Source organism: Mesobacillus campisalis, assembly GCF_000986785.1.
Classification (GTDB): domain Bacteria; phylum Bacillota; class Bacilli; order Bacillales; family Cytobacillaceae; genus Mesobacillus_B; species Mesobacillus_B campisalis.
In genome coordinates, this window is record NZ_LAYY01000017.1 from 1 (window position 1) to 21,938 (window position 21,938).

Consider the following 21,938-nt stretch of genomic DNA (forward strand, 5'->3'; position numbering starts at 1 on the left):
AAGATGAGATTTCCCATAGCGTCAAGCTAGTAAGATCCCTGAAAGATGATCAGGTTGATAGGTCAGAGGTGGAAGCGCGGTGACGTGTGGAGCTGACTGATACTAATCGATCGAGGACTTAACCAAAACGAAAAGCGAAGGCTAGGAGCCGGAGCTGGACAAGAACGATACTCGAAATTGCAAACCTTCTGAAATGCATTATCCAGTTTTGAGGGAATAAAAGTTTTCCTTGCAAAATAACTAAAAGGCATTATAATAGACAATGTCGTTAAAAAAGTCTGGCGGCGATGGCGAGAAGGTCACACCCGTTCCCATGCCGAACACGGAAGTTAAGCTTCTCAGCGCCGATGGTAGTTGGGGGTTTCCCCCTGTGAGAGTAGGACGCTGCCAGGCAATCCCCTTATCGGGGACTTTATTTTGCAGATAACACTATAAAATTCCTTTCGGCCCCTTGGTCAAGCGGTTAAGACACCGCCCTTTCACGGCGGTAACACGGGTTCGAATCCCGTAGGGGTCACCATTTTGGAGGATTAGCTCAGCTGGGAGAGCATCTGCCTTACAAGCAGAGGGTCGGCGGTTCGATCCCGTCATCCTCCACCATTATTATGCCGGTGTAGCTCAATTGGTAGAGCAACTGACTTGTAATCAGTAGGTTGGGGGTTCAAGTCCTCTCGCCGGCACCATGTTTCTTGCTTCTTGAATTAACATCTGCGGTAACATGCGAAAAAGCCCGTAAGGGATTTTGAGCAGAGACACTGCTCACAGTACGATTAATTATGTTCGAGCCATTAGCTCAGTCGGTAGAGCATCTGACTTTTAATCAGAGGGTCGAAGGTTCGAGTCCTTCATGGCTCACCATTTTCATATTGCGGGTGTGGCGGAATTGGCAGACGCACCAGACTTAGGATCTGGCGCCGCGAGGCGTGGGGGTTCGACTCCCTTCACCCGCACCATGTAAGCGGAAGTAGTTCAGTGGTAGAATACAACCTTGCCAAGGTTGGGGTCGCGGGTTCGAATCCCGTCTTCCGCTCCAGTAAATAGCGCCCGTAGCTCAATTGGATAGAGCGTCTGACTACGGATCAGAAGGTTATGGGTTCGACTCCTTTCGGGCGCGCCATATTAACGGGAAGTAGCTCAGCTTGGTAGAGCACTTGGTTTGGGACCAAGGGGTCGCAGGTTCGAATCCTGTCTTCCCGACCATTATTCGGGGCCTTAGCTCAGCTGGGAGAGCGCCTGCTTTGCACGCAGGAGGTCAGCGGTTCGATCCCGCTAGGCTCCACCTTGTTTTGAATAATTTGGCGGTGTAGCTCAGCTGGCTAGAGCGTACGGTTCATACCCGTAAGGTCGGGGGTTCGATCCCCTCCGCCGCTACCAACCTTTTATGGAGGAATACCCAAGTCCGGCTGAAGGGATCGGTCTTGAAAACCGACAGGCGGGTCAAACCGCGCAGGGGTTCGAATCCCCTTTCCTCCTCCATTGTTTTTTTATCTAATTATTATTATCAATATTATTATCGCGGGGTGGAGCAGTCCGGTAGCTCGTCGGGCTCATAACCCGAAGGTCGCAGGTTCAAATCCTGCCCCCGCAATCTGGTCCCGTGGTGTAGCGGTTAACATGCCTGCCTGTCACGCAGGAGATCGCGGGTTCGATTCCCGTCGGGACCGCCATTTTGATTTCACTAAGAAAATAGTATCACTATATGGCTCAGTAGCTCAGTCGGTAGAGCAAAGGACTGAAAATCCTTGTGTCGGCGGTTCGATTCCGTCCTGAGCCACCTTGACTTTTGGAGGGGTAGCGAAGTGGCTAAACGCGGCGGACTGTAAATCCGCTCCCTCAGGGTTCGGCGGTTCGAATCCGTCCCCCTCCACCATTTAGGGGTATAGTTTAAAGGTAGAACAGAGGTCTCCAAAACCTCCAGTGTGGGTTCGATTCCTACTACCCCTGCCAGCGGGGAACATGGCGGTCGTGGCGAAGTGGTTAACGCATCGGATTGTGGCTCCGACACTCGTGGGTTCGATTCCCATCGATCGCCCCATTTTTACCAGTTGTCTATGGCTAAGCGGCAAGGCAGAAGCTGCAAACACCCATGGTGTGCGTTGAAAAATACTTTATGCGGGTGTAGTTTAGTGGTAAAACCTCAGCCTTCCAAGCTGATGATGAGGGTTCGATTCCCTTCACCCGCTCCAAGCAAATTTTATTCCTGTAAGACAATCCGGGCCTATAGCTCAGCTGGTTAGAGCGCACGCCTGATAAGCGTGAGGTCGGTGGTTCGAGTCCACTTAGGCCCATAAAAAAACTAATCCTTATCGGATTAGTTTTTTTTTATGCTTTAAAACCTGTATAAAATGTGAGGAGTGTCACCATTCAAGGGTGTGTCTCCTCAACATTCATTATTTTACAATCATTTCTAACATTACGTTTTATTTTCCAACCAGGTGGTAATATAATTAGGAAATCCCTGAATGGAGGGAGGACACCATGATAAACAACGATGAATATATATTATTTATCGCCGAACTTGATCGCCTTGTTGAGGATTACCATAAATGCCCGGATAGTGGACTGAAAGAAAGAATTCAGGAAGATATCACCTTATTAGCTGAAGTAATCAGCCACTAAAAGATCCATTGGCCATAAGTCATGGGTCTTTTCTATACCCTCCAGCCTCAGTGTCCAATAATGGGGAAGGACCCCCTGTGGATAAAAGCTAGCAAACCTTAGAGTGGTTTGATTATGACCTCATGCCTGGTATAGAAGTGCCTGTATCTATAATAGATCTTCACCTGGGCTTCATGTTTTTCCAAAGAAAATATATAATTCGAATTCATTGGAGTGCTGCTCCTTTGGTATTGAATCCGGAATTGCTTGGCTATCCCTTCAAGATAGCTTTCTAGCTCTTTTTTTCTGATTATTGCAGGCTGCTGAGGGTCCTTGTCGGCAGCCTTATTTTGTTTAAAGGTATCTATACAGGATAATAATTGTTTTTCTTGGTCTGATAATTCATACTTCAAATTCCCAAATCCCCCACATTATTTTTATCTGTACTTTAAAAGGAACATAAAAAGGTCAGAAAAAGAGCAACGATTAAAACTCTTTTTCTGACCTATGTTTGGTTTATGTCCATTCATCTTTATGCAGAAAAAATAATTCAAATTTTATTGGTTTTAATAAATAAATAATTAAGATTTTTGGTTTTGATAAATAATTAAGATTTTTGTCTTAACCTTCTTTAATCCTAACACCTATCGGGCAAAAGTTCAACATAGTTATTGGAAAAGGAATCAAGTGCCATTTCTGTCTGGGTTCATAATGAAAAGGGTATAGGATATATCCTTTTTAAAGTCCCAGCCTACAAAGAAATCGGTAATTTCAGAGTGTAAATATGCCTCAAAGTTTTTCCGGTGTTCATCCAGCAGCCGCTTTTCCAGGCTTCTTTTCGCAATGATCAGAGTTTCATCAAATCCAAGACTGATCAATTCCTTTTCAATGGAAACCAGAATGCCGCTTCTCACAATCATCAACTGGCGTTTGTTAAGCAAAATTGATTCTGTTTTTTGGGGAGTCTTTTGGGCCTCTTCACTCACTTCAATTATTTCATGATGGACTTTTTCCTTATTGCGGTAAGGGGGGATTGCTGTATCATTCTGGAGTGATGAAGGAAGGACCATCAGGAACATCCCTGAACGCAAATGTAAATTCCAATCATAATAAAAATCGCGTATTTCCTTTTTTAATGTCAATTCTGTAAAACTTTTAATTTCATTAATGATTTTTTCCATCAGAAGATCGCGGGTCTTATGGACAAAGATGTCCTGCTTTCTCTCAATCAGGGACTTTTCCATCGGTGAAAGGAAGCTGGTGAGATGGACAGTCAAAAACAGGCCGGACAAGGTACAATGTACTCCACCCGGTCCCCGGCCGAATTGGTCTCTTAGCAGGCGCCCAATAAAACCGGCAATTTCTTTTTCGAGTATATCCTTTTCCAATAACTCGTTTTCCATATCCTTCATCCTCATGTATATTATTCCTTTATACCATTCCCTCAATGTATCTGTTTTAAAACATAAATGGGAGATAGGAGATTGGTCTTCGAAAATTGCCGTTAGGGTTTAACAGAGTTAAAATAAAAAGGGAAGTTTATTTATGAAGTGGAGGAATGTCTGTGAACGTGAAATTAAATAATGGAATTGAAATGCCGCAATTGGGCTTTGGCGTTTATCTGGTAGAAGAAGGCGAGAGTGTCATTGAAGCGGTAAAAAAGGCCATAGAAGTGGGTTATAGATCCATTGATACCGCGGCCTTATACAAAAATGAAAGAGGCGTTGGACAAGCCATCCGTGAAGCTGGCGTGCCGCGCGAGGAGCTGTTCATCACCACCAAAGTGTGGAACAGCGACCAGGGGTATGAATCAACCCTGAAAGCCTTCGACGAAAGTCTAGAGAGACTGGGACTCGATTATCTCGATCTTTATCTTATCCATTGGCCTACACCAAGGAATAACAAATATATAGAAACTTTTAAGGCACTGGAAAAACTATATGAAGATGGCAAGGTACGGGCAATCGGCGTGTCCAATTTTAATATTGGGCACCTGGAAAGAATTTTGTCCGAGTGCAAGGTCAAGCCGGTTGTCAACCAGGTGGAACTTCATCCATACTTCTCCCAACCTGAATTGAGAAAGTTCTGTTCTGATAACGGAATCTACGTAGAGGCATGGGGACCATTGATGCAAGGGGGAGAGGCGCTTAAGGATGAGGTGATTGTCAAAATTGCAGAACAGCATGGCAAGACCCCGGCCCAAGTCATCCTGCGCTGGCATTTGCAAAATGATGTAATTGCAATCCCAAAATCTACGACCCCAAGCAGGATTGAAGAAAACATCAACGTTTTCGATTTTGAACTTTCACACGAAGAAATGCAGCAAATGGATTCGCTTAACCAAAACAGGCGTCAAGGGCCGGACCCCGAGGAAATGCATCGGGCATAAAGCTTGTGCTTCCGGTGAGAGCTGCCAAGAAAAGAGCCTGGAGCATGCTCCAGGCTTTTTTTGCATGCATTAGAATGTTTGAGCCAAATCTTTTGCACGTGCAATTGCATTTTCCTTAATTTCTTCTGCTTTGTCAGGCAAAGCGTTATGGCCCTCGATAAACAGTCCTTCAAAGGAAGGGACTCCAAAGAATTGCATCATGATCTCAAGGTAGCGATGACCCATTTCCATCTGGGCTGCAGGGCCTTCTGAATAGATGCCGCCGCGCGCCTGGATATGCAAGCCCTTTTTATCCGTCAAAAGGCCAACTGGGCCTTGCTCGGTGTATTTAAAGGTCTTGCCGGCAACTGCTACTGAATCCATATAAGCTTTCATGACTGGGGGAAAAGAGAAGTTCCACAATGGTGTCACAAAAACATACTTGTCAGCAGCAATAAATTGCTCACTTAATTCATTAAGCCTGCTTACTTTTGCTTTCTCCTCGGAGGTAAGCTGGTCGAATTCCTGCCCCGAACGAAGTTTTCCCCAACCGTTGAAAACATCGACGTCAAGCTGCGGAATGTTCTCTTTATACAAATCAACATGAATGATTTCATGATCGGAATTTGCTTCTTTGTAGCTGTCAATAAATGCCTTGGCTACCGCCATACTGTAAGATTGAGTGTCATCATGAGGGTGGGCAGTAATGTACAATACTTTTGTCATCCTGATTCTTTCCTTTCTATTCGTAAAATATATACATTTTAGTTTCTGCAGTAAATTACATCTTATGTAATTTACTTGAATCAAATATTTTTTAATTCGGGATATATTATCTCCGTTGTTTCTTCCTTTTTCAACTAGTATGCTCAACACTAAAAAAGGCGATCTCACTAAAGACGCCTTTTCTGAATTTATTCCTCTGTACCAGCGGAGAAGGGATTTGTACTGATATTGGCGCGCATCTCATCACTCAAAATAAATGGGTTCTGCATCGCTTCACCAGTCAAGGCATCATTAGTGTGAAAACTTCCATCATAATGGAAAGGCTGATTTTCCATTCTGTCACCTCCATATTAAGTAAGTTGTGAGCAAATTAGGGTTTTTATACATGGTGAAAGCATGTTCCCCATCATAAAGAGGCCAATCTTACCAACTTTTATTGTTATGCACCATTTTAATTGAAGAAACAGAATTTATGTTATAATTTAATTGGTATCTGGTATTAATATCAGATGAAAAATCAGGAAGAAACTTTCAGCTGATGGTTTGTTTTGCTGACTATCATCAGCCAGGAATCAGGGAATCTTTGAAAACAACGGAGGGCTAGCTGTGCTGACAAATCATTTGGATTTTAGATTGGAACCAAAAGTGAGAGAATTATACGAGGAACACAAAAAACGCGCAGAGAAGATTGACTGGGGATATCATGATTTCCTGCCTTGGGACAAGGCAATGGACTTTCGGAGAGTACCATGGGATGAAAGCCAGGTGACACTGCCTGCTTCTGTCATCACGGCAGTGGAAACTGCACTTCTCACCGAAGTGAACCTCCCCTGGTTCACTTCCTATCTGGACCAAACCTTCAAAGGGTCGCTCACTGTGATAAAAGAGTTTGTCCATACCTGGACTGCGGAAGAAGACCAGCACTCCAATTTGCTGGAAACATATCTTTTAATTACCCGTAATGTCGATCCTAAAAGGCTCCACCAGCTGCATAAGCAGACAATGGAGAATGGGTGGAACCCGGATTTCCACACTCCTTTTGAAACAATGGTTTATACATCAATGCAGGAACTTGCGACCATGGTGTTTTATTATAATGTTGCAAAAGTGGCAGGACCCCACGATAAGGACCTTGCCTCCCTTCTGAGGCGGTTGGCAAAGGATGAAACCCTGCATTATGCTTTTTACCGGGATGTCATTAAATATCATCTTCAGCTTGAGCCTAATTACTGTTACTATTTGGGGAATGTGATCATGAACTTTAAAATGCCTGGTGCCGTCATGCCAGACTTTGAAGACAGGATGTCCATTATCGCAAAAGAAGCGAATTATGGTCCGCTTGAATATTTCGACCAGGTCCTTGATGTAATTATCGACTACTGGGAAATTGAAAAGCTGAGGCCAATCGCTCCTGAAGCAGAAAAAGCGCGGCTGGAAATCCTTAATTACCATGCCAGGCTGAAAAGGGTAAGGGACCGATTTTACAGTAAAAATAGCTAGTACAAAGCGGCGGTTAGGATTCCTAGCCGTTGTTTTTTTTTGGCAAGAAAGGAATGCCTCATCCTGTAAAGTCTGTATTGTGTTCTTGAGGAAATCGATATATAGTAAATGTATAATTTTTGTAAAAGAAGGGTCAGAAATGTACAATATTAAAGCCATCTCAAAGATACTGGATATGCCGACTGTTACCATCCGGTCATGGGAAACCCGCTACAACGCGATCACTCCAATACGCACCGAGGCGGGACACAGGGTATATACCGAGGAGCATCTGCACGATTTAAAATGGTTAAAAAAACAGGTTCAAGATAAAGGAATTGCAATCAGCCAGGCTGTCAAGCTTTTGCACGCCAAGAAGGAGCAGGCGGAGGAAGAAATGGCTGCCGATGGTGTGGAACAGCCTTATGAAACCCAGATAAAGGATTTATTAACAGCCGTGCATGATTTGGATGCTGAACGGTGCAACTTCCTTCTCGATTTATATTTTTCACAATTCCCCCATAAAACCGTCTTTTTTTCCATTCTTGTACCGCTCATGTATAAGGTGGGAGAGGAATGGGAAAAAGGGTCTCTGTATGTTGCCAAGGAGCATATGATCAGCAATATCGTCATGCAGAGGGCAATGAAATTTTTCAGCATTTTTCAGCCACAGCCTGGTCTGCCAAAAGTAATGGCCATCTGTCCGGAAGGTGAACAGCATCAACTTGGGCTGATTATGTTTGTGCTGTTTTTAAAAGAAAAGCATTATCCAGTCTATTATATTGGTGCCAACACACCTCTTCAGGGTCTTGGTGAACTAATCCGGGATAAAGACATCGACATATTGGCCATTTCCACAACCAGTAAAAAAAATGAGACAACCATTAACACATATATAGACACCTTAAGTGAGCAAAACAGCCATCTGAAATTTCTTGTCGGTGGTTCGGGGGTCCAAAAGAGCAAGGCAGCAGACCCGCGTTGGGACATAGCGCCTGCCGATCAACCCAAGTGGCTGGAAATTTTGTCTTCGATGATTGATAAATGATGCTACCGATTGGACAGGGCAGGTGCACAAAAAGATGGCTTTTTGGCTTTTTAATTGCTATTTCCTTCAAAAATTTATATATTTATTATACAAAACTTATATATCTATCAACCTGAAGGAAGTGGAAACATGTTTCTGGCTTGGAATGAGATGAAGAATAATAAGCTGCGCTTCAGTCTGATTGTTGGTGTCCTGACACTGGTATCCTATTTGGTCTTCTTTTTATCCGGTCTCGCAAATGGACTGGAAAACCTCAATAAGGAAGCAGTTGTAAAATGGGACGCCGATGGAATCATCCTGACAGAAGAGTCCGACATTAATCTTCCGCAATCAAGCATGAATCCGGATGAGTATGACGGCAACGGGGCAAGCGAGTATGCAACCTTAGGGCAGTTCAATGCCATCGCAACCTCCGGGGAGCAAAAATCTCCCGTTGCCATATTTGGAATCTCCGAGGATGAATTCATCATGCCGGATGTAACGGAAGGGCGGGCTTTCAAATATACAGGAGAAGTGGTCGCCGACGATTCGCTTAGGGAAGAAGGCTTTCAGATTGGTGACGAACTCAAGCTATCATCGGTGGATGAAACCTTGACAATAAGCGGTTTTACCGAGGATGCCAGATTCAACGCATCTCCGGTTTTATATGGAAGTTTTGAGACGCTCCAAAAAGTGCGTTTTGGCGACTCTGCTGAAAACAGGGACTACAAAGTGAATGGCTTTGTTGTCCGGACTGGGAACCTCGATGAAATTGAGGTGGCCGATTCCCTCCAGGTTGTGCCGACTCAAACCTTTATTGAAGGGATGCCTGGCTATTCGGAGCAGAGCTTGACACTTTCGTTTATGATTTACTTCCTGTTCATCATATCTGCCGTTATCCTGGCGATTTTCCTGTATGTTTTAACAATACAGAAAATCAGTATTTTTGGAGTCATGAAAGCTCAGGGAGTTTCCAGCGGCTATCTCGCCAAGTCGGTTGTTGCCCAGACCTTTCTATTGGCATTGGCAGGAACCATAATTGGGTTCGTCCTTACGATTGCCACGGGGTATTTCCTTCCGGCTGCCGTTCCAGTCGCTTTTAACTACATGGATATGCTAATCTATGGAGCCGTCCTTGTATTCGTTTCGGTTCTGGGAGCGCTGTTCTCCATCCAGACCATTGTAAAAATCGATCCATTAGAGGCAATAGGAGGGTAAGCAATGGCACTTTTGCAATTGATAAATGTCAATAAAGTATTCAAATCCGGCCAAACAGAAATAGAAGCATTAAAGACTACAAGCTTTGCCGCTGAAGGCGGGGAGCTGATTGCTATCATTGGCCCCTCCGGATCCGGGAAGAGTACATTTCTGACGATTGCGGGCGGTCTCCAGTCTCCCAGCAATGGCGAAGTCCTTATAAATGGCCAGGACATCACCCACCTTAAAGAAAAACAGCGGGCATCAATCCGACTGCAGGAAATCGGGTTTGTGCTTCAGTCCTCCAATCTTGTGCCTTTCCTGAATGTCCAGCAGCAGCTGCAGTTGCTTGATAAGGTGAAAAAAAATAACATGGAAGCTGAAAAACTGAAGGAGTTGTACGATTCATTGGGAATTGCCGATTTAATGGGCAGCTTTCCTTCCGACCTGTCAGGGGGACAAAGGCAGCGGGTAGCCATCGCTAAAGCATTATATACGAACCCAAGCATCATTCTGGCCGATGAACCGACCGCGTCGCTGGATTCGGACCGTGCCTTTGAAGTAATGGAGATGCTTAAGAAAGCTGCGACCAACAACGGCAAAACGGTTATTGTTGTCACGCATGACACCAGGCTGATCCAGTACTGCGACAAGGTATATAAAATAACGGATGGACAGCTTAAGCAAGAAGTCAGCAACGCCATGGAAAGCTCTTCTTTCTCAAATCATTAATCAACAAAAACCCTCCTGCCAGCATCAATGGGCAGGAGGGTTTTTTCTGTTTTTTTCCGCCTTTTTCCTGGTCAAGACAAAATCAGGACAATATGACCTGCTGAGGATTCTATTTTTGTAAAATATGACTATTAGACTAGTGAAAAATAGTAACTTTCTCACTTATATTTATATTCTGAAAATTATAATATTATCTTCGGTAGTTCCAATTTTACTATTTTAGGAGGAATTTTATGAAGAAGAAGCCTTTATTGACACTTACATTAGCGGCCGGGCTGGCAGTCAGTACACTTGGGGCGCCCGCCATATTCGCAACACCTGTGGAATCGCAGCAAACACAGCCATTCAATGTGTTCGATAAGAAAGTGCTTAACCAGATCAATGTGGACAACATTTACAACAATATAGATTATCTTGCGCAGACTCCTCGTGTTGCCGGAACGGAAGCCGAGCAAAATGCGATACGGTTTGTGAAGGAGAAGTTTGAATCCTATGGATACAAGACTGAACTTCAGGAATTCCAATTCTACGGTTACACCGCTCCAACAACGGTTGAATTGACCATTGATGGCTACGAAGGGGAACTGAACCCGCTATCGTTTACATACGGAATGGATGGGAATGTAACAGCTCCACTTGAGTTTGTAGGATTAGGAACAAAAGCTGAATTGGCAGGGAAGGACTTGACTGGAAAAATTGCCCTTGTCCAGCGCGGCTCTATTTCATTCGCTGACAAGGTACTGAACGCGGCAGAAGCAGGTGCAACAGGAGTCATCATCTATAACAATACTGCTGGCGTAATCAACGGTACGCTTGGTGGCCCTGACGAGGATTATGTTCCAGTGGTTTCCGTAACCCAGGAAGTTGGACAAGCTCTTGTCGAAGCTTTGAAGACAGAAGCAAAAACCGCCACCATCAACATCGAAGGGGCAGAAGGCGGAATGCGCACTTCCCATAACGTCATCGCCACAAAAGCGCCAACCAATAAAAACAAGGCGACCGGTGGAATCGTCGCACTTGGTGCCCATCATGATTCAGTGGCAGGTGCTCCAGGCGCCAATGACGATGCGTCAGGAACGGCAATGACGCTTGAGCTTGCGCGTGTCCTGAAGGACATCCCAACGAATACAGAGCTGAGATTTATCACCTTTGGTGCAGAAGAGCTTGGCTTGATTGGCTCCCGCTATTATACGAGCCAGCTGTCTGAAGACGAGAAAAACCGCTTCGTCGGCTATTTCAATCTTGACATGGTCGGCAGTCGCGATGCAGGCCACCTGGTTATTAATGTTGCCGATGGCCAGCCGAATATTGTATCTGACACTGCACAATCTTCAAGCGCCCGCCTGAATGGCGAGCCAACACCTTTTGAACTTGGCGGAAGCAGTGACCATGTCCCATTCACCGAAGCGGGTATCGCGGCGGCTTCCTTCATCCATAGGCCGCTTGAGCCTTGGTACCATACTCCTGAGGATACGATTGACAAGATCAGCAAAGAAAAGCTTCAGGATGTTGCCGAGATCGTCGGAACAGCCATCTATGAGTTGGTGCGTCCGGAAAACCAGGGACCAAAAGCCAATAAAGGCAAAGCGCAAAAGCTGCCGCATTTGTACAGCGAACAGCAAGTACAATAATCAATACAAAAAACGCCAGCCGTTCCTGATAGAAGGATGCTGGCGTTTTTCTATTCTTCTGCAAAGCCTTCGTAAATCCTGGAAACGTCCTCCCTGAACTTTTCAACCTGTACAATCCGCGCTTCACGCAAATATTCTTTGCCATTCACATATAGAACAAGTACAGGAACGGTAAAGGCCATCAAGTATCCGGCAATCTCCGGAACCTGTCCAGCATTGACCAAACCTGTTTGGATTTTGGGGAAATCCTTCATCACTTCCTCAACCTGGGGAAGCAAGCCATGACATACGCTTCAGCTGTCCGTTAGCACATAAATAAAGCTTAAGCTATTGCTGCTGATAAAGTCTTTCATTTCGTTAAGTGATCTTAGTTCATTCATTATAAGTCCTCCTCAATAACGGTTTGACGTTTCTTTAATTTGCCCTCACAGGGTTTGAGTAAACGTCCTCCGCACCAAAAAAGAAGTCCGGGCATCATTACCCGAACTTCCTGCACCTTTATTATGCGCTTTTCGCTAAAGAAGCTTTATTTTCCTGATGTTGGACGACTACTGCAGCAGATGCATCACCGATCACGTTCGTGCTGGTCCGGAACATATCGAGGATCCGGTCAATCGCCGCAATCAATGCGATGCCCTCAAGCGGGAGATTGACCGACTGGAGGACCATTGTCAGCATGATTAGTCCGGCGCCGGGAACACCAGCTGCGCCGATTGAAACAACGACAGCCATAAAGGCAATGGTGACAATTTGCCCCATGGAAAGGTCCACTCCAAAAAACTGGGCAATAAACACGGCCGCCACGCCCTGATAGATGGCGGAGCCGTCCATATTGATCGTGGACCCGAGCGGAAGAACAAACGAGCTAACTTCCTTGGAGACCGCAAGATTCTCCTGCGTGTTTTTGATGGTGACGGGTAAAGTCCCGGAACTGCTCGCCGTGGTAAACGCGACTATCCCGGCCGGGGCGATTCCTTTAATAAAAGCGAGCGGGCTCATTTTACCCAACGTACGGACGGCAATCGAGTAGGTTACGAGCACTTGCAGCAAACAGCCAATCGCTACCGCCAGGATGACTTTTAACAGTGGCAGGAGAATGTCCAAACCGTAATTGCCAACAATCGGGGCGAGAATTCCGAAAATCCCGATTGGAGCCAGTTTCATGATAAAGCCAGTTATTTTATACATCACCTGAGCCAGTGCCTCAAAGAAATCCGCCAGCGGTTTTGCTTTTTCTCCAACGGTTGTGATGGCTATTCCGATGGCAATGGCGATAAAGATAATCTGCAAGATATTACCGTTTGTCAGGGACTCGAATGGATTGACTGGAATAAAGTTCAAGAGAGTTTCCGTAATTCCAGGGGCTTCCGCTTTTTCTGCACTTTCGGTTGGAAGCGCGATATCCACTCCCTTTCCAGGCGAGAGGATAAATCCTGCCGCCAGACCAATTAAGACGGCGAAAAAGGTGGTCGCCAAAAAATAGACTATCGTTTTTCCGCCTAAAGACAGCAACTTGTTAACATTGTTTAAGCTAGTAATTCCTGTGATTAAAGAAGCCAGCACCAAAGGAACAACAATGAATTTGATCAATCTCAGGAATAAGTCGCCAAGAGGCTGAACGACAGCGATGCTTGGCCCGAATATCACGCCTAAAATAATGGCGAGAACAAACCCGATGAAGATTTGCGTAAGCATTCCAATCCTTTTCATTCCAATCCTCCTTTAGTTTTTGATGGCTTCACCAGGCTGCAGCAGCGGCAAATTTTCAATGTCCACGGTTTCCGGGTATTTGATGCCTGCCCCTGTGTTCAGGCAGATGACCGTTTCATCAGCCTTGATCCAGTCTTTTTCCCGCAGGATCCTGGCTGCAGCAAAGGTTGCCGCTCCTTCAGGGCAAATGAAATTCCCTTCAAACCGGGCAATTTCTTTTTGCGCAGCTGTAATATCATTTTCGGAAACCGCAATCGCACATCCATTCGTCGCATAAATGCCTTCAAGGACGAGGAAATCTCCCAATGCCTTGGGCACATTGATGCCAAACGCGCTTGTTTCGGAGTTCTCCCAAAACTCTGATTCTGTTTTGCCTTCTTCCCAAGCCTTGACTATCGGTGCACAGCCTTCAGCCTGGACGGCAACAAGGCGGGGGAGCTTATCATCCTTGATCCAGCCGAGCTCTCTCAGTTCGAGAATGGCTTTATAAATGCCGATCAGCCCGACGCCTCCGCCAGTAGGGTAGAGAATGACATCAGGAACTTCCCAGTTCATCTGCTCCAGTATTTCATAGCCCATCGTTTTCTTTCCTTCAATGCGATACGGCTCCTTAAGAGTGGAAGCATCATAAATGCCTTGTTCTTTTACAAGCTGGCCGACAATTTTGCCAGCATCGCTAATCAAGCCGTTCACAAGGTGGAGATCGCCTCCGGATACGGCCACTTCTTTACGGGTGATGGTTGGTGCGTCAACTGGCATCACAATCGTTGCCTTGATCCCTGCCCGCGCAGAGTATAAAGCCCAGGCAGCACCGGCGTTTCCGTTTGTAGGCATGGCAAGCTGTTTAACGCCAATTTCCTTTGCTTTAGAGATGCCTACGCTTGCTCCTCTGGTCTTAAATGAACCCGTGGGGATGATGCCTTCGTCTTTTATAAACAAATTTGGAACATCGATGTGTTGGCCCAGCTTTTCCATTTGGACAAAAGGGGTCATGCCCTCTCCCAGTGTGACTACATTGCCGGGGTTTTTAACCGGCAGGACTTCATGGTAGCGCCAGAGACTGTTTTCGCGGCTGGCCAGTGTTTCTTTTGTGAAATTTGCTTTTGCTTCCTCAAGATTATAGCGGACCAGCAATGGGGATCCGCAATGGCAAAGCTGCTGCACCTCGTCCGGTGAATACTCTTCATGGCATTTGGGACATTCAAGATGGGTCAGATAACTGAAGGACATACAATAACCTCCTATAATATGAATATATTTTTTGGACAAAACCAAATATGTATCCTTTCTCCCCACGGGGGCTGAGTCTATCGTTGGCTCATCCCATGTTCGGTGTCTGTCATTGCCTTCGGTTTTCCGATCAGCGGTATTTGGCAGTTCCTTCTATTCAATAAGGTTAATATTAGTATTCCTACTTGTCAACTAGGCTTTGTCGCCGAAGGACTTAAATCAGGTGCATTAATGATGCTTCCTATAAGCAGATTGCCAATTACTGCTGGGATGGCGCTCCCGGAAGCCGCAGAGAGCAGGGCCTTGCAAACGAGAATTGTCCATATTTATCCAATTAGTATTTACCTATTGGTGTTTTTGGTGTAAAATTACACTATAACGAGGAAGGTGGAATAAAAATGAAAAGAAGTTATTATTTGCTTCATTTGTTGGTTACACCGCTGCTGATTTCGTTTATTGGACTTTTTCTGCCCATGATACTGGGAAATGCAGGAAGGTTTCTCCTGCTAGCCATCTATGCAGCTTCCGGCCTGGCTGCAGGGATTCATTATGGAAAAAACAGCGGAGGAAAGACGTCCTTCTGGCGCCGTTATCTTCCTGCCTATCTACCAGTCTTGATCACTGCTTTTATGGCTGCCATCCTAATGCTTGTCACAAAAGGGTTTTTCGGCCACGATGCTTGGGCAATCTTTGTCTTTGTTTTTTTCCCGTTCCTGCCAAACAGTTTTTTCTCTGCATTGAACAGTGAGTTCATGTTTATATTTTTGGCACCTTTTCTTTACTATACTCTCTTCCTTATCGGTTTCTTCCTTGGTGAGCGCCGCCATCCCGCAAAGGTAAAGCTTAATAAAGGAATTATCAGTCTTGGACTTTCCGTCCTTCTCATTTTGCTTTCTGTCAGCTGGGGAGTAATGTGGGAGCGCAGTAAAACGGTTCTGCCATCCTATGGTTTTGCCTATGGCAATGGGTACTCTAGCGTGGACCTGACTCCTTACTATATTGACAACAAGGAAAACATTCTTCCCAAGTTGAGTGAAAAAGCCAGTCTCACAATTGAACAGGCTTCCGAAATGCCGGTTCTTGATGGGGCGGAAGCGGCTTATCCTGTGTATGCGGCGTTTGCCAACGCGACATATGAGGACATCACCAATGTCAATGTCACGCCGGACGGCTTTGAAATTGTCAGCTTTACAAATACCATCTATGCATTTGAGCGCCTCGTCTCCGGGGAGGTTGATATCTTTTTCGGCGCGCAGCCTTCCCCCGAGCAGCAGCAGCTTGCCAAAAATGCGGGCAAGGAACTTGTGATGACCCCAATTGGCAAGGAAGCTTTCGTATTTTTTGTCAATCAAAAAAATCCTTTATCAGGCCTTACTGCGGACCAAATACGTTCCATTTATTCCGGAAAGCTGACTAATTGGAACGAGGCAGGCGGTCCCGATGAAAAAATACGGGCATTCCAGCGGCCGGCCAATTCCGGCAGCCAGACCGTCATGGAAATTTTCATGGGAGACACACCCCTGATGGAGCCGCTAAAGGAGGAGATTGCCGGAATGGGCGATATCATGGAGGAAGTAGCAAGCTATCGAAATGATAAAAACTCCATTGGCTATTCGTTCAGGTTCTTTACCACCGGTATGAATCCGAGCGAGGAAATCAAGCTTCTGGAAATCGATGGAGTTGAACCTTCACCCGAAAACATTGCCAGCGGACACTATCCGCTTGCTGTCCATTTATACGCGGTAACACTTAAGGACAATCCGAAGGAAACCGTTCAGCCGCTCCTGGGGTGGATGCAAGGGCCCCAGGGGCAGAAGCTAGTCGAAGAAACAGGATATATACCGCTGATAAAAAGCGAGTAGGGAGCAGTCAGCCCTTACCGGAAAAATAATTTGACTCCAACCCTGTAAATCAGTCTATCTATACTTGTAAAAATAAGGTATATTATTGAAAAAAAAGGGATGAGAAATTAGTGCGGAGGCTCGTAAACTATCGGGGAAGAATTATTGCAGCCACAACCTTCCTCGCAGTGATATCACTGTGGAATTTCATTTACTACAGCTACAATCAGTATGCCTATAATCCTGTATTGGACACCTCTTTTACCCTGGGCATTCTGGCAGTTGTCTGGTGGCTTGCGGCCTATTACGATAAATCGAAGTCTCTGGTGGACGAATTAAAGCTTAGTGAAGAAAAGCATATGAATCTGTTGAACTCCATCAATTATGTTGTGGATAATTTGACTCAAGTGGTCTTTGAAACAGATGGACAAGGCAGGATTGTCCTTTTAAATACAGTCTGGGAAACATTTACCGGATTTGAGGTCAACGAGAGTGTAGGGCAGAGCTGGCTTGCATACATTTACCCGGGGGACCAGGAACGGATCAAGGATAACTATTCAGCCAAGATTGAAAACAGGATGTTCTTCATTCGGGAAGAAGTTCGCTTGCGAAAAAAAGAAGGCGGTTTTGTTTGGGTTGAAATCAACGCAAAATTTTCATATTGCCAGCATGGTAAGCTTGCTTCAATTGTTGGTACCTTGACCGAAATATCAAAAAGAAAAGCAGCTGAAAGTGAAATGCTGCAACTGAATGAAAATTTGGCCATCCAATCGGACAAGCTGAGTGTGATTGCACAGATGTCTGCTGCAATCGCACATGAAGTCAGGAATCCCTTAACTTCTATCTCGGGCTTTCTTCAGCTTTTGAGGGAACGAAAGGAACTGAGTGATGAATATTTGGAAGTCATCTTTTCGGAAATGAAGCGGATCGAACTTGTCCTTGGAGAAATGCTGATTTTATCCAAGCCGCAGGCCATTTCTTTCAAAAAAATTGATTTCAGCAGAACGCTAGATCATGTAATCGCTTTAATGAGCACGGAGGCCAACATGAAAAGCATCGAATTGGAACGGGGTGCTATTGAGGCTCCTTTTTGGATATATGGAGAGGAAAATCAGCTTAAGCAGGTCTTCATCAATATTATCAAGAATGCAATCGAAGCTATGAGTGATGGAGGAAAGATCCGAATTATTCCAATAAGGGATCGGGACTATCTTTCCATCTATATAAAAGACGAGGGTCCGGGAATTCCACAAGACATCATGAAGAGGGTAGGGCGGCCGTTTTATACTACCAAGGAAAAGGGGACAGGCTTAGGGTTGACCATCTGTTTTAAAATTATTGAAAACCATAAAGGGAAAATACACATCACAAGCGAAGAGGGCTATGGGACCACATTTGAAGTCATTTTGCCTATTCCGCATGACGGGTTCGCGGATAAAAGAATCTCTTAACTGGGATTCTTTTTTATTTGCGGGTCTTTAATCCTAATTAAACTGCTGAGAGTGAGATTGCGTACCCGTTATAGGACCATAGGCGGAATATTTCGACAGTATTAAAGTCATTCCGTTTCTTAAACTAGTAGTTTATTACTTTTTTCGGATTTCGAAATTTGTCTAAAGAATAGGCATCTTACTCTATTAATTTATGCTTCATAGCTGTTTAGAATAATAGATAGGGGGTTCTTTGGAACCTTAATAATTAGAGGGGGTATGTTCATGAACATGAAAAAGAAAGTGCTTTCAGCCTCGTTGGCAAGTTTATTGGCGTTAGGCGGAGTGACGGCAGTGGCTCTTCCGGCAGGAGCTGTAGGCAACGGCCCGGATGCGGGGAATGGCGCCATCCAAACATCGATACTCCATACATATGACAGCATGGTGGATTTCCTTAAGACTCAGGAAGCGAAGCAGTCGGCATTGGACCTTGAGGTAATCGGCCAGACGGTCAAAGGCCGTGACATCTACATGGCAAAGTACATCTCCAATCCAGCCAATCCTACCATCCTGTTTTTGACTCAGCAGCACGGAAATGAACAGCTCACCACTGAAGGTGCTCTTGAATTCATCAAGCATCTTGGCACTGGCAAAACAAAGGGAGTTCTGGAAAATGTCAATATCCTCGTCATTCCGATGCTGAATGCCGATGGAGCAATGGGCGATGTGAACTTCTCGCTTGATAACTATCTTGCTGATGGCGACCGCCACTTGACACGTTACAATGCGAACAATGTCGACTTGAACCGTGAACATGATAAGGCGACAAGCGAGATGCAAGTTGAAGTAAGGCACCTGCATGAAAATGTTTTCCAGAAATATGATATCGACTATATGATTGACCTGCATCACCAAGGGACACGCAGTGCGGTGGATGGCAAGCTGGTTTCAGGATCAATCCTTTATCCGACAAGTCCAAATGTGGATCCTGAGGTTCTAGAAGGCTCCAAGAAGCTAGGATCAATTGTCTACAATACCCTGCAGTCCACTGGCTGGGGACATATTGGCAAATATGTAGGCGGCAATACAGATAATATCGGACGTAATGGCGCGGCCGTTCGCTACGATATTTCCACGCTTCTGTTTGAAATGCGCGGCATGTCGGACCATTACATTGAATCGTATGCACTTGGGCAGAAGAGCAATGGCTACCTAATCAAACAAACCATCCTTACTTTGGATTCCACAGTAAGAGCGATTGCGGATGGTTCCATTGAAGAGGCGGACACAAGTTTTTGGGATACGCTTCCTAACCAGCGGAACCTGCCTGGTGAAGAAGAAGCCGAAGCTGACGAATAAGACAAACCCCGGCTTTGAATCATACTGGTAGGTTTTCGAGTAGGGAATCTTAATCATCACACAAAAATGCAGTCCAATTCGTGTTTGAATTGGACTGCATTTTTTGTTTGTTTATTAATGCGTCTAGGTAAGGAATTCATAGGCGGATAAATTCCGGTTATGGTATGTAGGAGGGCCAAAAAAAGCAAAATAAGCGGATTTATTCCGCTTACACCACTCTATTTTTGACTAAATCTACGGATTATATGAATATAAAAGGAAAAACTCCCCTTATATTACGGGAAATGATGGTATTTCCCAATATAAGCGGAAGTTTTCCGTTTATTTTACATCATCAGAGTTAAATCAACGTTCTTTTATCACAGAAGCTTTTTTTCTGTTTTTATCACTACATTCTTATACGCCCTTGCCTTATTGCTGTCCCTTCCTTTTTCCATTAAGGTCGATGCCAATTGCGGCTCCATTCCGGCTTGAGTCGGCAACACCCTTAAAAGTACCATCTTCATTAATTTGAATGCTTTGGACGTTTCCAATAACCGTTGGGCTTGGGCCAAAGCGGTGGCCCATGGCGTTCAGCGTACTGATTACACCGGCAGGGATATTTGCTTCATAACGGTATGAAGTTGTCGAGTTTGTGTAGATGCGAGGTTCCTCGATTGCGGCCTGCAGTTCCATATCGTATTCGATTGCATGGAGAATCGTTTGCAGGACGGATGTAATAATCGTCGGGCCGCCTGGTGAACCGACGGTCAGGACTGGGCGGTCCCCGTCAAACACAATGGTTGGAGTCATGCTGCTCAATGGCCGCTTGTTTGGCTGGACTTCATTGGCCCCGCCAGGAACGGCGTCAAAGTCGGTCAACTCATTGTTCAGCATAAATCCGTATCCTGGAACCATGATGCCAGTTCCAAATACCTGTTCAATTGTGGTGGTATAAGAGACAACATTTCCCCATCTGTCTGTCACACTGAAGTGGGTGGTTTCCCCGATGGCACGGTCATTAGGCTGTTTGGCCGCCTGGTAGTTGGCGCTGCCCTGTTCATATTTCCATGGATCCCCGGCTGTCACATTCTGATTGGCTTTATCCATGGAGATGAGGGCCTGGCGCTCCTTAATATAGTCAGGGTGAAGCAAGCCATTTAGCGGTACACTGACAAATTCAGGGTCTCCGGCATACGCTGCACGGTCCGCATAGGCAAGATGCATGGCTTCTGCAAGCAAATGATATTTTTCAACAGAGCGGACATCATATTGAGACAGGTTGTAATCATCAAGGATTTTCAGCATTTGAAGGAGAAAAACCCCGCCTGAGCTAGGAGGAGGCATGCTGGCGATCTTATAGCCCTGATAGTCTCCCCATATTGGGTCATCAATTGTGACATCATACTGGCTCAAATCAGAAACCTCCATTGACCCGCCAAAGTCTTGAACGGTCTCGGCAAGTGCCTCGGCGATTTCGCCATTATAGAAAGCATCTGTGCCTTTTGCCCGGATCAGCTTAAGCGTTTTCGCCAGGTCTTCCTGGACAAGCAGGTCGCCTTCCTGAAGAGGCTTTCCATTCGGCAGGAAAACTTCTCCCGCCGCTGTTCTTCCAAGCTTCCCTTGATTGTCCCTAATCGCATCAGCCAGAACCGATTCAATAGGGAAACCTTTATCAGCCAGCTTGATCGCAGGTCCAATCAATTGTTCAAGAGGGCGGCTTCCCCACATTTCAAGTGCCGTTTCAAGACCTTTTAAAGTTCCGGGAACCCCAACTGCTGTCCCGCCAGTGGATCTAGTCACAAATGGAATGGGGTTGCCGTTTTCATCAAGGAACATATCAGGAGTCGCACCTGCTGGGGCACGCTCGCGGCTGTTGATGATGGTTGTTTCTTTTGTTTTGCCATCATGGACCATCATGAAGCCGCCTCCGCCAATTCCAGACATCATTGGCTCAACGACCGTTAAGGCAAGCTGGATGGCCACAGCAGCATCAATAGCGTTTCCGCCTTTTCTCAGCACGTCTGCCCCAATTTCAGAAGCAAGCGGATGGGCGGTGGCAACCATGCCGTCTTTGCCAACATCCACCTGGTTATACTGGCTGTAATCAACTTCCGGCTTCTTGGCTTGCCCTGCAAGAGGAAGAGTCCCGATTAACAAGAGCACCATCATGAAAACCGAAAAACTTGCACGTAATACATTTCTCACATTCATCCCTCCTAATCTAGTAATCCCTACAAGTACTACGTTAAGAAAAGCATAGGAAGATAGCAAGTATTTGGTTATAATATTCTGAATTTTGAGTCTTTCTTCCTTGTATTTCTAAATCGTCTGGGACTTTTGAAAGGCATGCACAAGATAGTCGGTGCATGAAAACCGGAATGTCTGCGCAATATAATGAAGGATTTTTGGAGAAAAGGGGTGAAGAAATGGACAATAATTTAGGTATCCACGAAAAGCTTGAACTGCATGAACTCATGATATTTAAAAATTCCTGCTTGGCAAAAGCTGCGGCCTTGAGTGCAGCTGCACAGGATGAAGCGCTAAAGACGATTCTTTCAGCAGATTTGACAGCGGCTAGAAAAGAGGTACAAGAACTGCAAGGTTACCTATCATAAAAGGAGGGATACT

At 45.4% G+C, this 21,938-nt stretch carries 19 protein-coding genes, 19 tRNA genes and 2 rRNA genes; 32 read left to right on the forward strand and 8 right to left on the reverse strand.

All coding sequences use genetic code 11. The features are described from left to right. The 22 genes from WQ57_RS15215 to WQ57_RS27040 form a co-directional block, all read left to right on the forward strand. Positions 1 to 126 (forward strand): 23S ribosomal RNA (locus WQ57_RS15215); the annotation flags it as partial. A gap of 151 nt (positions 127 to 277) precedes the next feature. Beyond that, positions 278 to 393 (forward strand): 5S ribosomal RNA (gene rrf, locus WQ57_RS15220). A gap of 52 nt (positions 394 to 445) precedes the next feature. Beyond that, a tRNA-Glu gene (locus WQ57_RS15225) sits at positions 446 to 520 on the forward strand. 4 nt (positions 521 to 524) lie between these two features. Further along, a tRNA-Val gene (locus WQ57_RS15230) sits at positions 525 to 600 on the forward strand. A 7-nt stretch (positions 601 to 607) separates the two neighbouring features. Then, positions 608 to 683 (forward strand) — tRNA-Thr (locus WQ57_RS15235). A gap of 99 nt (positions 684 to 782) precedes the next feature. Next, positions 783 to 858: transfer RNA gene (locus WQ57_RS15240), tRNA-Lys, on the forward strand. 10 nt (positions 859 to 868) lie between these two features. Continuing rightward, positions 869 to 953: transfer RNA gene (locus WQ57_RS15245), tRNA-Leu, on the forward strand. Between the two features lie 5 nt (positions 954 to 958). Beyond that, a tRNA-Gly gene (locus tag WQ57_RS15250) sits at positions 959 to 1,033 on the forward strand. Between the two features lie 7 nt (positions 1,034 to 1,040). Further along, positions 1,041 to 1,117, forward strand: a tRNA-Arg gene (locus WQ57_RS15255). A 6-nt stretch (positions 1,118 to 1,123) separates the two neighbouring features. Beyond that, a tRNA-Pro gene (locus WQ57_RS15260) sits at positions 1,124 to 1,200 on the forward strand. Between the two features lie 6 nt (positions 1,201 to 1,206). Further along, a tRNA-Ala gene (locus WQ57_RS15265) sits at positions 1,207 to 1,279 on the forward strand. Positions 1,280 to 1,297: 18 nt separating this feature from the next. Further along, positions 1,298 to 1,374, forward strand: a tRNA-Met gene (locus WQ57_RS15270). Between the two features lie 9 nt (positions 1,375 to 1,383). Then, a tRNA-Ser gene (locus WQ57_RS15275) sits at positions 1,384 to 1,476 on the forward strand. A gap of 38 nt (positions 1,477 to 1,514) precedes the next feature. Further along, positions 1,515 to 1,588: transfer RNA gene (locus WQ57_RS15280), tRNA-Met, on the forward strand. A 3-nt stretch (positions 1,589 to 1,591) separates the two neighbouring features. Further along, positions 1,592 to 1,667, forward strand: a tRNA-Asp gene (locus WQ57_RS15285). Between the two features lie 34 nt (positions 1,668 to 1,701). Next, positions 1,702 to 1,774 (forward strand) — tRNA-Phe (locus tag WQ57_RS15290). An 11-nt stretch (positions 1,775 to 1,785) separates the two neighbouring features. Beyond that, positions 1,786 to 1,870, forward strand: a tRNA-Tyr gene (locus WQ57_RS15295). A gap of 3 nt (positions 1,871 to 1,873) precedes the next feature. Then, positions 1,874 to 1,947, forward strand: a tRNA-Trp gene (locus WQ57_RS15300). A 12-nt stretch (positions 1,948 to 1,959) separates the two neighbouring features. Next, a tRNA-His gene (locus WQ57_RS15305) sits at positions 1,960 to 2,035 on the forward strand. Positions 2,036 to 2,112: 77 nt separating this feature from the next. Continuing rightward, positions 2,113 to 2,186: transfer RNA gene (locus WQ57_RS15310), tRNA-Gly, on the forward strand. A gap of 28 nt (positions 2,187 to 2,214) precedes the next feature. Then, positions 2,215 to 2,288, forward strand: a tRNA-Ile gene (locus WQ57_RS15315). Positions 2,289 to 2,478: 190 nt separating this feature from the next. After that, on the forward strand, positions 2,479 to 2,619 hold the full coding sequence (locus WQ57_RS27040) for a hypothetical protein (RefSeq protein ID WP_173427565.1): 141 nt from the start codon (positions 2,479 to 2,481) through the stop codon (positions 2,617 to 2,619). A 98-nt stretch (positions 2,620 to 2,717) separates the two neighbouring features. Here WQ57_RS27040 and WQ57_RS15320 read toward each other — a convergent pair whose 3' ends face one another. Both WQ57_RS15320 and WQ57_RS15325 read right to left on the reverse strand, forming a co-directional pair. Beyond that, a complete protein-coding gene (locus WQ57_RS15320; protein WP_046524645.1) occupies positions 2,718 to 3,011 on the reverse strand; it encodes a hypothetical protein in 294 nt (97 codons plus the stop codon). 270 nt (positions 3,012 to 3,281) lie between these two features. Then, a complete protein-coding gene (locus WQ57_RS15325; RefSeq protein WP_241481555.1) occupies positions 3,282 to 4,016 on the reverse strand; it encodes a Na-translocating system protein MpsC family protein in 735 nt (244 codons plus the stop codon). Between the two features lie 176 nt (positions 4,017 to 4,192). On the opposite strand from WQ57_RS15325, the gene WQ57_RS15330 reads away from it, so the two are divergent. Next, positions 4,193 to 4,987, forward strand: coding sequence for an aldo/keto reductase (locus tag WQ57_RS15330; protein ID WP_420912398.1), 795 nt, complete (start codon positions 4,193 to 4,195; stop codon positions 4,985 to 4,987). Between the two features lie 69 nt (positions 4,988 to 5,056). Here the strand turns inward: WQ57_RS15330 and WQ57_RS15335 are convergent, their stop codons facing one another. After that, the gene (locus tag WQ57_RS15335; RefSeq protein ID WP_046524647.1) at positions 5,057 to 5,692 is read right to left on the reverse strand and encodes an FMN-dependent NADH-azoreductase; all 636 of its coding nucleotides are present in this window, start codon (positions 5,690 to 5,692) and stop codon (positions 5,057 to 5,059) included. Between the two features lie 188 nt (positions 5,693 to 5,880). Then, the gene (locus WQ57_RS27045) at positions 5,881 to 6,027 is read right to left on the reverse strand and encodes a hypothetical protein (RefSeq protein WP_173427566.1); all 147 of its coding nucleotides are present in this window, start codon (positions 6,025 to 6,027) and stop codon (positions 5,881 to 5,883) included. A 271-nt stretch (positions 6,028 to 6,298) separates the two neighbouring features. On the opposite strand from WQ57_RS27045, the gene WQ57_RS15340 reads away from it, so the two are divergent. From WQ57_RS15340 to WQ57_RS15360, 5 genes are all read left to right on the forward strand, one after another. Continuing rightward, positions 6,299 to 7,192: an acyl-ACP desaturase gene (locus WQ57_RS15340; protein WP_046524648.1), complete on the forward strand. Its 894-nt coding sequence runs from the start codon at positions 6,299 to 6,301 to the stop codon at positions 7,190 to 7,192. A gap of 139 nt (positions 7,193 to 7,331) precedes the next feature. After that, positions 7,332 to 8,219 carry a MerR family transcriptional regulator gene (locus WQ57_RS15345; protein WP_052948781.1) on the forward strand — a complete coding sequence of 296 codons (888 nt, stop codon included), beginning with the start codon at positions 7,332 to 7,334 and terminating at the stop codon, positions 8,217 to 8,219. A gap of 129 nt (positions 8,220 to 8,348) precedes the next feature. Continuing rightward, positions 8,349 to 9,416 carry an ABC transporter permease gene (locus tag WQ57_RS15350; protein WP_046524649.1) on the forward strand — a complete coding sequence of 356 codons (1,068 nt, stop codon included), beginning with the start codon at positions 8,349 to 8,351 and terminating at the stop codon, positions 9,414 to 9,416. Positions 9,417 to 9,419: 3 nt separating this feature from the next. Continuing rightward, the gene (locus tag WQ57_RS15355) at positions 9,420 to 10,127 is read left to right on the forward strand and encodes an ABC transporter ATP-binding protein (RefSeq protein ID WP_046524650.1); all 708 of its coding nucleotides are present in this window, start codon (positions 9,420 to 9,422) and stop codon (positions 10,125 to 10,127) included. A 233-nt stretch (positions 10,128 to 10,360) separates the two neighbouring features. After that, positions 10,361 to 11,758 carry a M28 family peptidase gene (locus WQ57_RS15360; RefSeq protein ID WP_046524651.1) on the forward strand — a complete coding sequence of 466 codons (1,398 nt, stop codon included), beginning with the start codon at positions 10,361 to 10,363 and terminating at the stop codon, positions 11,756 to 11,758. 50 nt (positions 11,759 to 11,808) lie between these two features. Here WQ57_RS15360 and WQ57_RS27230 read toward each other — a convergent pair whose 3' ends face one another. The 3 genes from WQ57_RS27230 to WQ57_RS15375 form a co-directional block, all read right to left on the reverse strand. Beyond that, positions 11,809 to 12,012 carry a thioredoxin domain-containing protein gene (locus WQ57_RS27230; RefSeq protein ID WP_084820291.1) on the reverse strand — a complete coding sequence of 68 codons (204 nt, stop codon included), beginning with the start codon at positions 12,010 to 12,012 and terminating at the stop codon, positions 11,809 to 11,811. 247 nt (positions 12,013 to 12,259) lie between these two features. Continuing rightward, positions 12,260 to 13,468, reverse strand: a complete 1,209-nt coding sequence (locus WQ57_RS15370) for a dicarboxylate/amino acid:cation symporter (RefSeq protein ID WP_046524652.1) — start codon at positions 13,466 to 13,468, stop codon at positions 12,260 to 12,262. Between the two features lie 12 nt (positions 13,469 to 13,480). Next, entirely contained in the window at positions 13,481 to 14,698 is a 1,218-nt protein-coding gene (locus tag WQ57_RS15375) for a threonine synthase (protein ID WP_046524653.1), read from the reverse strand. A 398-nt stretch (positions 14,699 to 15,096) separates the two neighbouring features. On the opposite strand from WQ57_RS15375, the gene WQ57_RS25730 reads away from it, so the two are divergent. The 3 genes from WQ57_RS25730 to WQ57_RS15395 all read left to right on the forward strand — a co-directional run bounded on the left by WQ57_RS25730 (position 15,097) and on the right by WQ57_RS15395 (position 19,328). Then, positions 15,097 to 16,560: a PstS family phosphate ABC transporter substrate-binding protein gene (locus tag WQ57_RS25730; protein ID WP_052948783.1), complete on the forward strand. Its 1,464-nt coding sequence runs from the start codon at positions 15,097 to 15,099 to the stop codon at positions 16,558 to 16,560. A gap of 110 nt (positions 16,561 to 16,670) precedes the next feature. Next, positions 16,671 to 17,990 (forward strand): ATP-binding protein, encoded by a 1,320-nt coding sequence (locus WQ57_RS15390; RefSeq protein WP_046524655.1) that lies wholly within the window; start codon positions 16,671 to 16,673, stop codon positions 17,988 to 17,990. A 270-nt stretch (positions 17,991 to 18,260) separates the two neighbouring features. Next, on the forward strand, positions 18,261 to 19,328 hold the full coding sequence (locus WQ57_RS15395; RefSeq protein ID WP_173427567.1) for a M14 family zinc carboxypeptidase: 1,068 nt from the start codon (positions 18,261 to 18,263) through the stop codon (positions 19,326 to 19,328). 411 nt (positions 19,329 to 19,739) lie between these two features. On the opposite strand, the gene ggt is transcribed toward WQ57_RS15395, so the two are convergent. After that, complete coding sequence (gene ggt / locus WQ57_RS15400) at positions 19,740 to 21,479, reverse strand: gamma-glutamyltransferase (protein WP_156183162.1); 1,740 nt, start codon at positions 21,477 to 21,479, stop codon at positions 19,740 to 19,742. A gap of 197 nt (positions 21,480 to 21,676) precedes the next feature. Here ggt and WQ57_RS15405 point away from each other — a divergent pair, with 197 nt between their 5' ends. After that, a complete protein-coding gene (locus WQ57_RS15405; RefSeq protein WP_084820292.1) occupies positions 21,677 to 21,925 on the forward strand; it encodes a hypothetical protein in 249 nt (82 codons plus the stop codon). Positions 21,926 to 21,938 lie beyond the last annotated feature (13 nt).

Coding starts and splice junctions, on each gene's coding strand:
- WQ57_RS27040 (WP_173427565.1), top strand. CDS start 2,479: ATGATAAACAACGATGAATATATATTATTTATCGCCGAACTTGATCGC.
- WQ57_RS15325 (WP_241481555.1), bottom strand. CDS start 4,016: ATGAGGATGAAGGATATGGAAAACGAGTTATTGGAAAAGGATATACTC.
- WQ57_RS15330 (WP_420912398.1), top strand. CDS start 4,193: ATGCCGCAATTGGGCTTTGGCGTTTATCTGGTAGAAGAAGGCGAGAGT.
- WQ57_RS15335 (WP_046524647.1), bottom strand. CDS start 5,692: ATGACAAAAGTATTGTACATTACTGCCCACCCTCATGATGACACTCAA.
- WQ57_RS27045 (WP_173427566.1), bottom strand. CDS start 6,027: ATGGAAAATCAGCCTTTCCATTATGATGGAAGTTTTCACACTAATGAT.
- WQ57_RS15345 (WP_052948781.1), top strand. CDS start 7,332: ATGTACAATATTAAAGCCATCTCAAAGATACTGGATATGCCGACTGTT.
- WQ57_RS15350 (WP_046524649.1), top strand. CDS start 8,349: ATGTTTCTGGCTTGGAATGAGATGAAGAATAATAAGCTGCGCTTCAGT.
- WQ57_RS15355 (WP_046524650.1), top strand. CDS start 9,420: ATGGCACTTTTGCAATTGATAAATGTCAATAAAGTATTCAAATCCGGC.
- WQ57_RS15360 (WP_046524651.1), top strand. CDS start 10,361: ATGAAGAAGAAGCCTTTATTGACACTTACATTAGCGGCCGGGCTGGCA.
- WQ57_RS27230 (WP_084820291.1), bottom strand. CDS start 12,012: ATGAAGGATTTCCCCAAAATCCAAACAGGTTTGGTCAATGCTGGACAG.
- WQ57_RS15370 (WP_046524652.1), bottom strand. CDS start 13,468: ATGAAAAGGATTGGAATGCTTACGCAAATCTTCATCGGGTTTGTTCTC.
- WQ57_RS15375 (WP_046524653.1), bottom strand. CDS start 14,698: ATGTCCTTCAGTTATCTGACCCATCTTGAATGTCCCAAATGCCATGAA.
- WQ57_RS25730 (WP_052948783.1), top strand. CDS start 15,097: ATGAAAAGAAGTTATTATTTGCTTCATTTGTTGGTTACACCGCTGCTG.
- WQ57_RS15395 (WP_173427567.1), top strand. CDS start 18,261: ATGAAAAAGAAAGTGCTTTCAGCCTCGTTGGCAAGTTTATTGGCGTTA.
- ggt (WP_156183162.1), bottom strand. CDS start 21,479: ATGATGGTGCTCTTGTTAATCGGGACTCTTCCTCTTGCAGGGCAAGCC.
- WQ57_RS15405 (WP_084820292.1), top strand. CDS start 21,677: ATGAAAACCGGAATGTCTGCGCAATATAATGAAGGATTTTTGGAGAAA.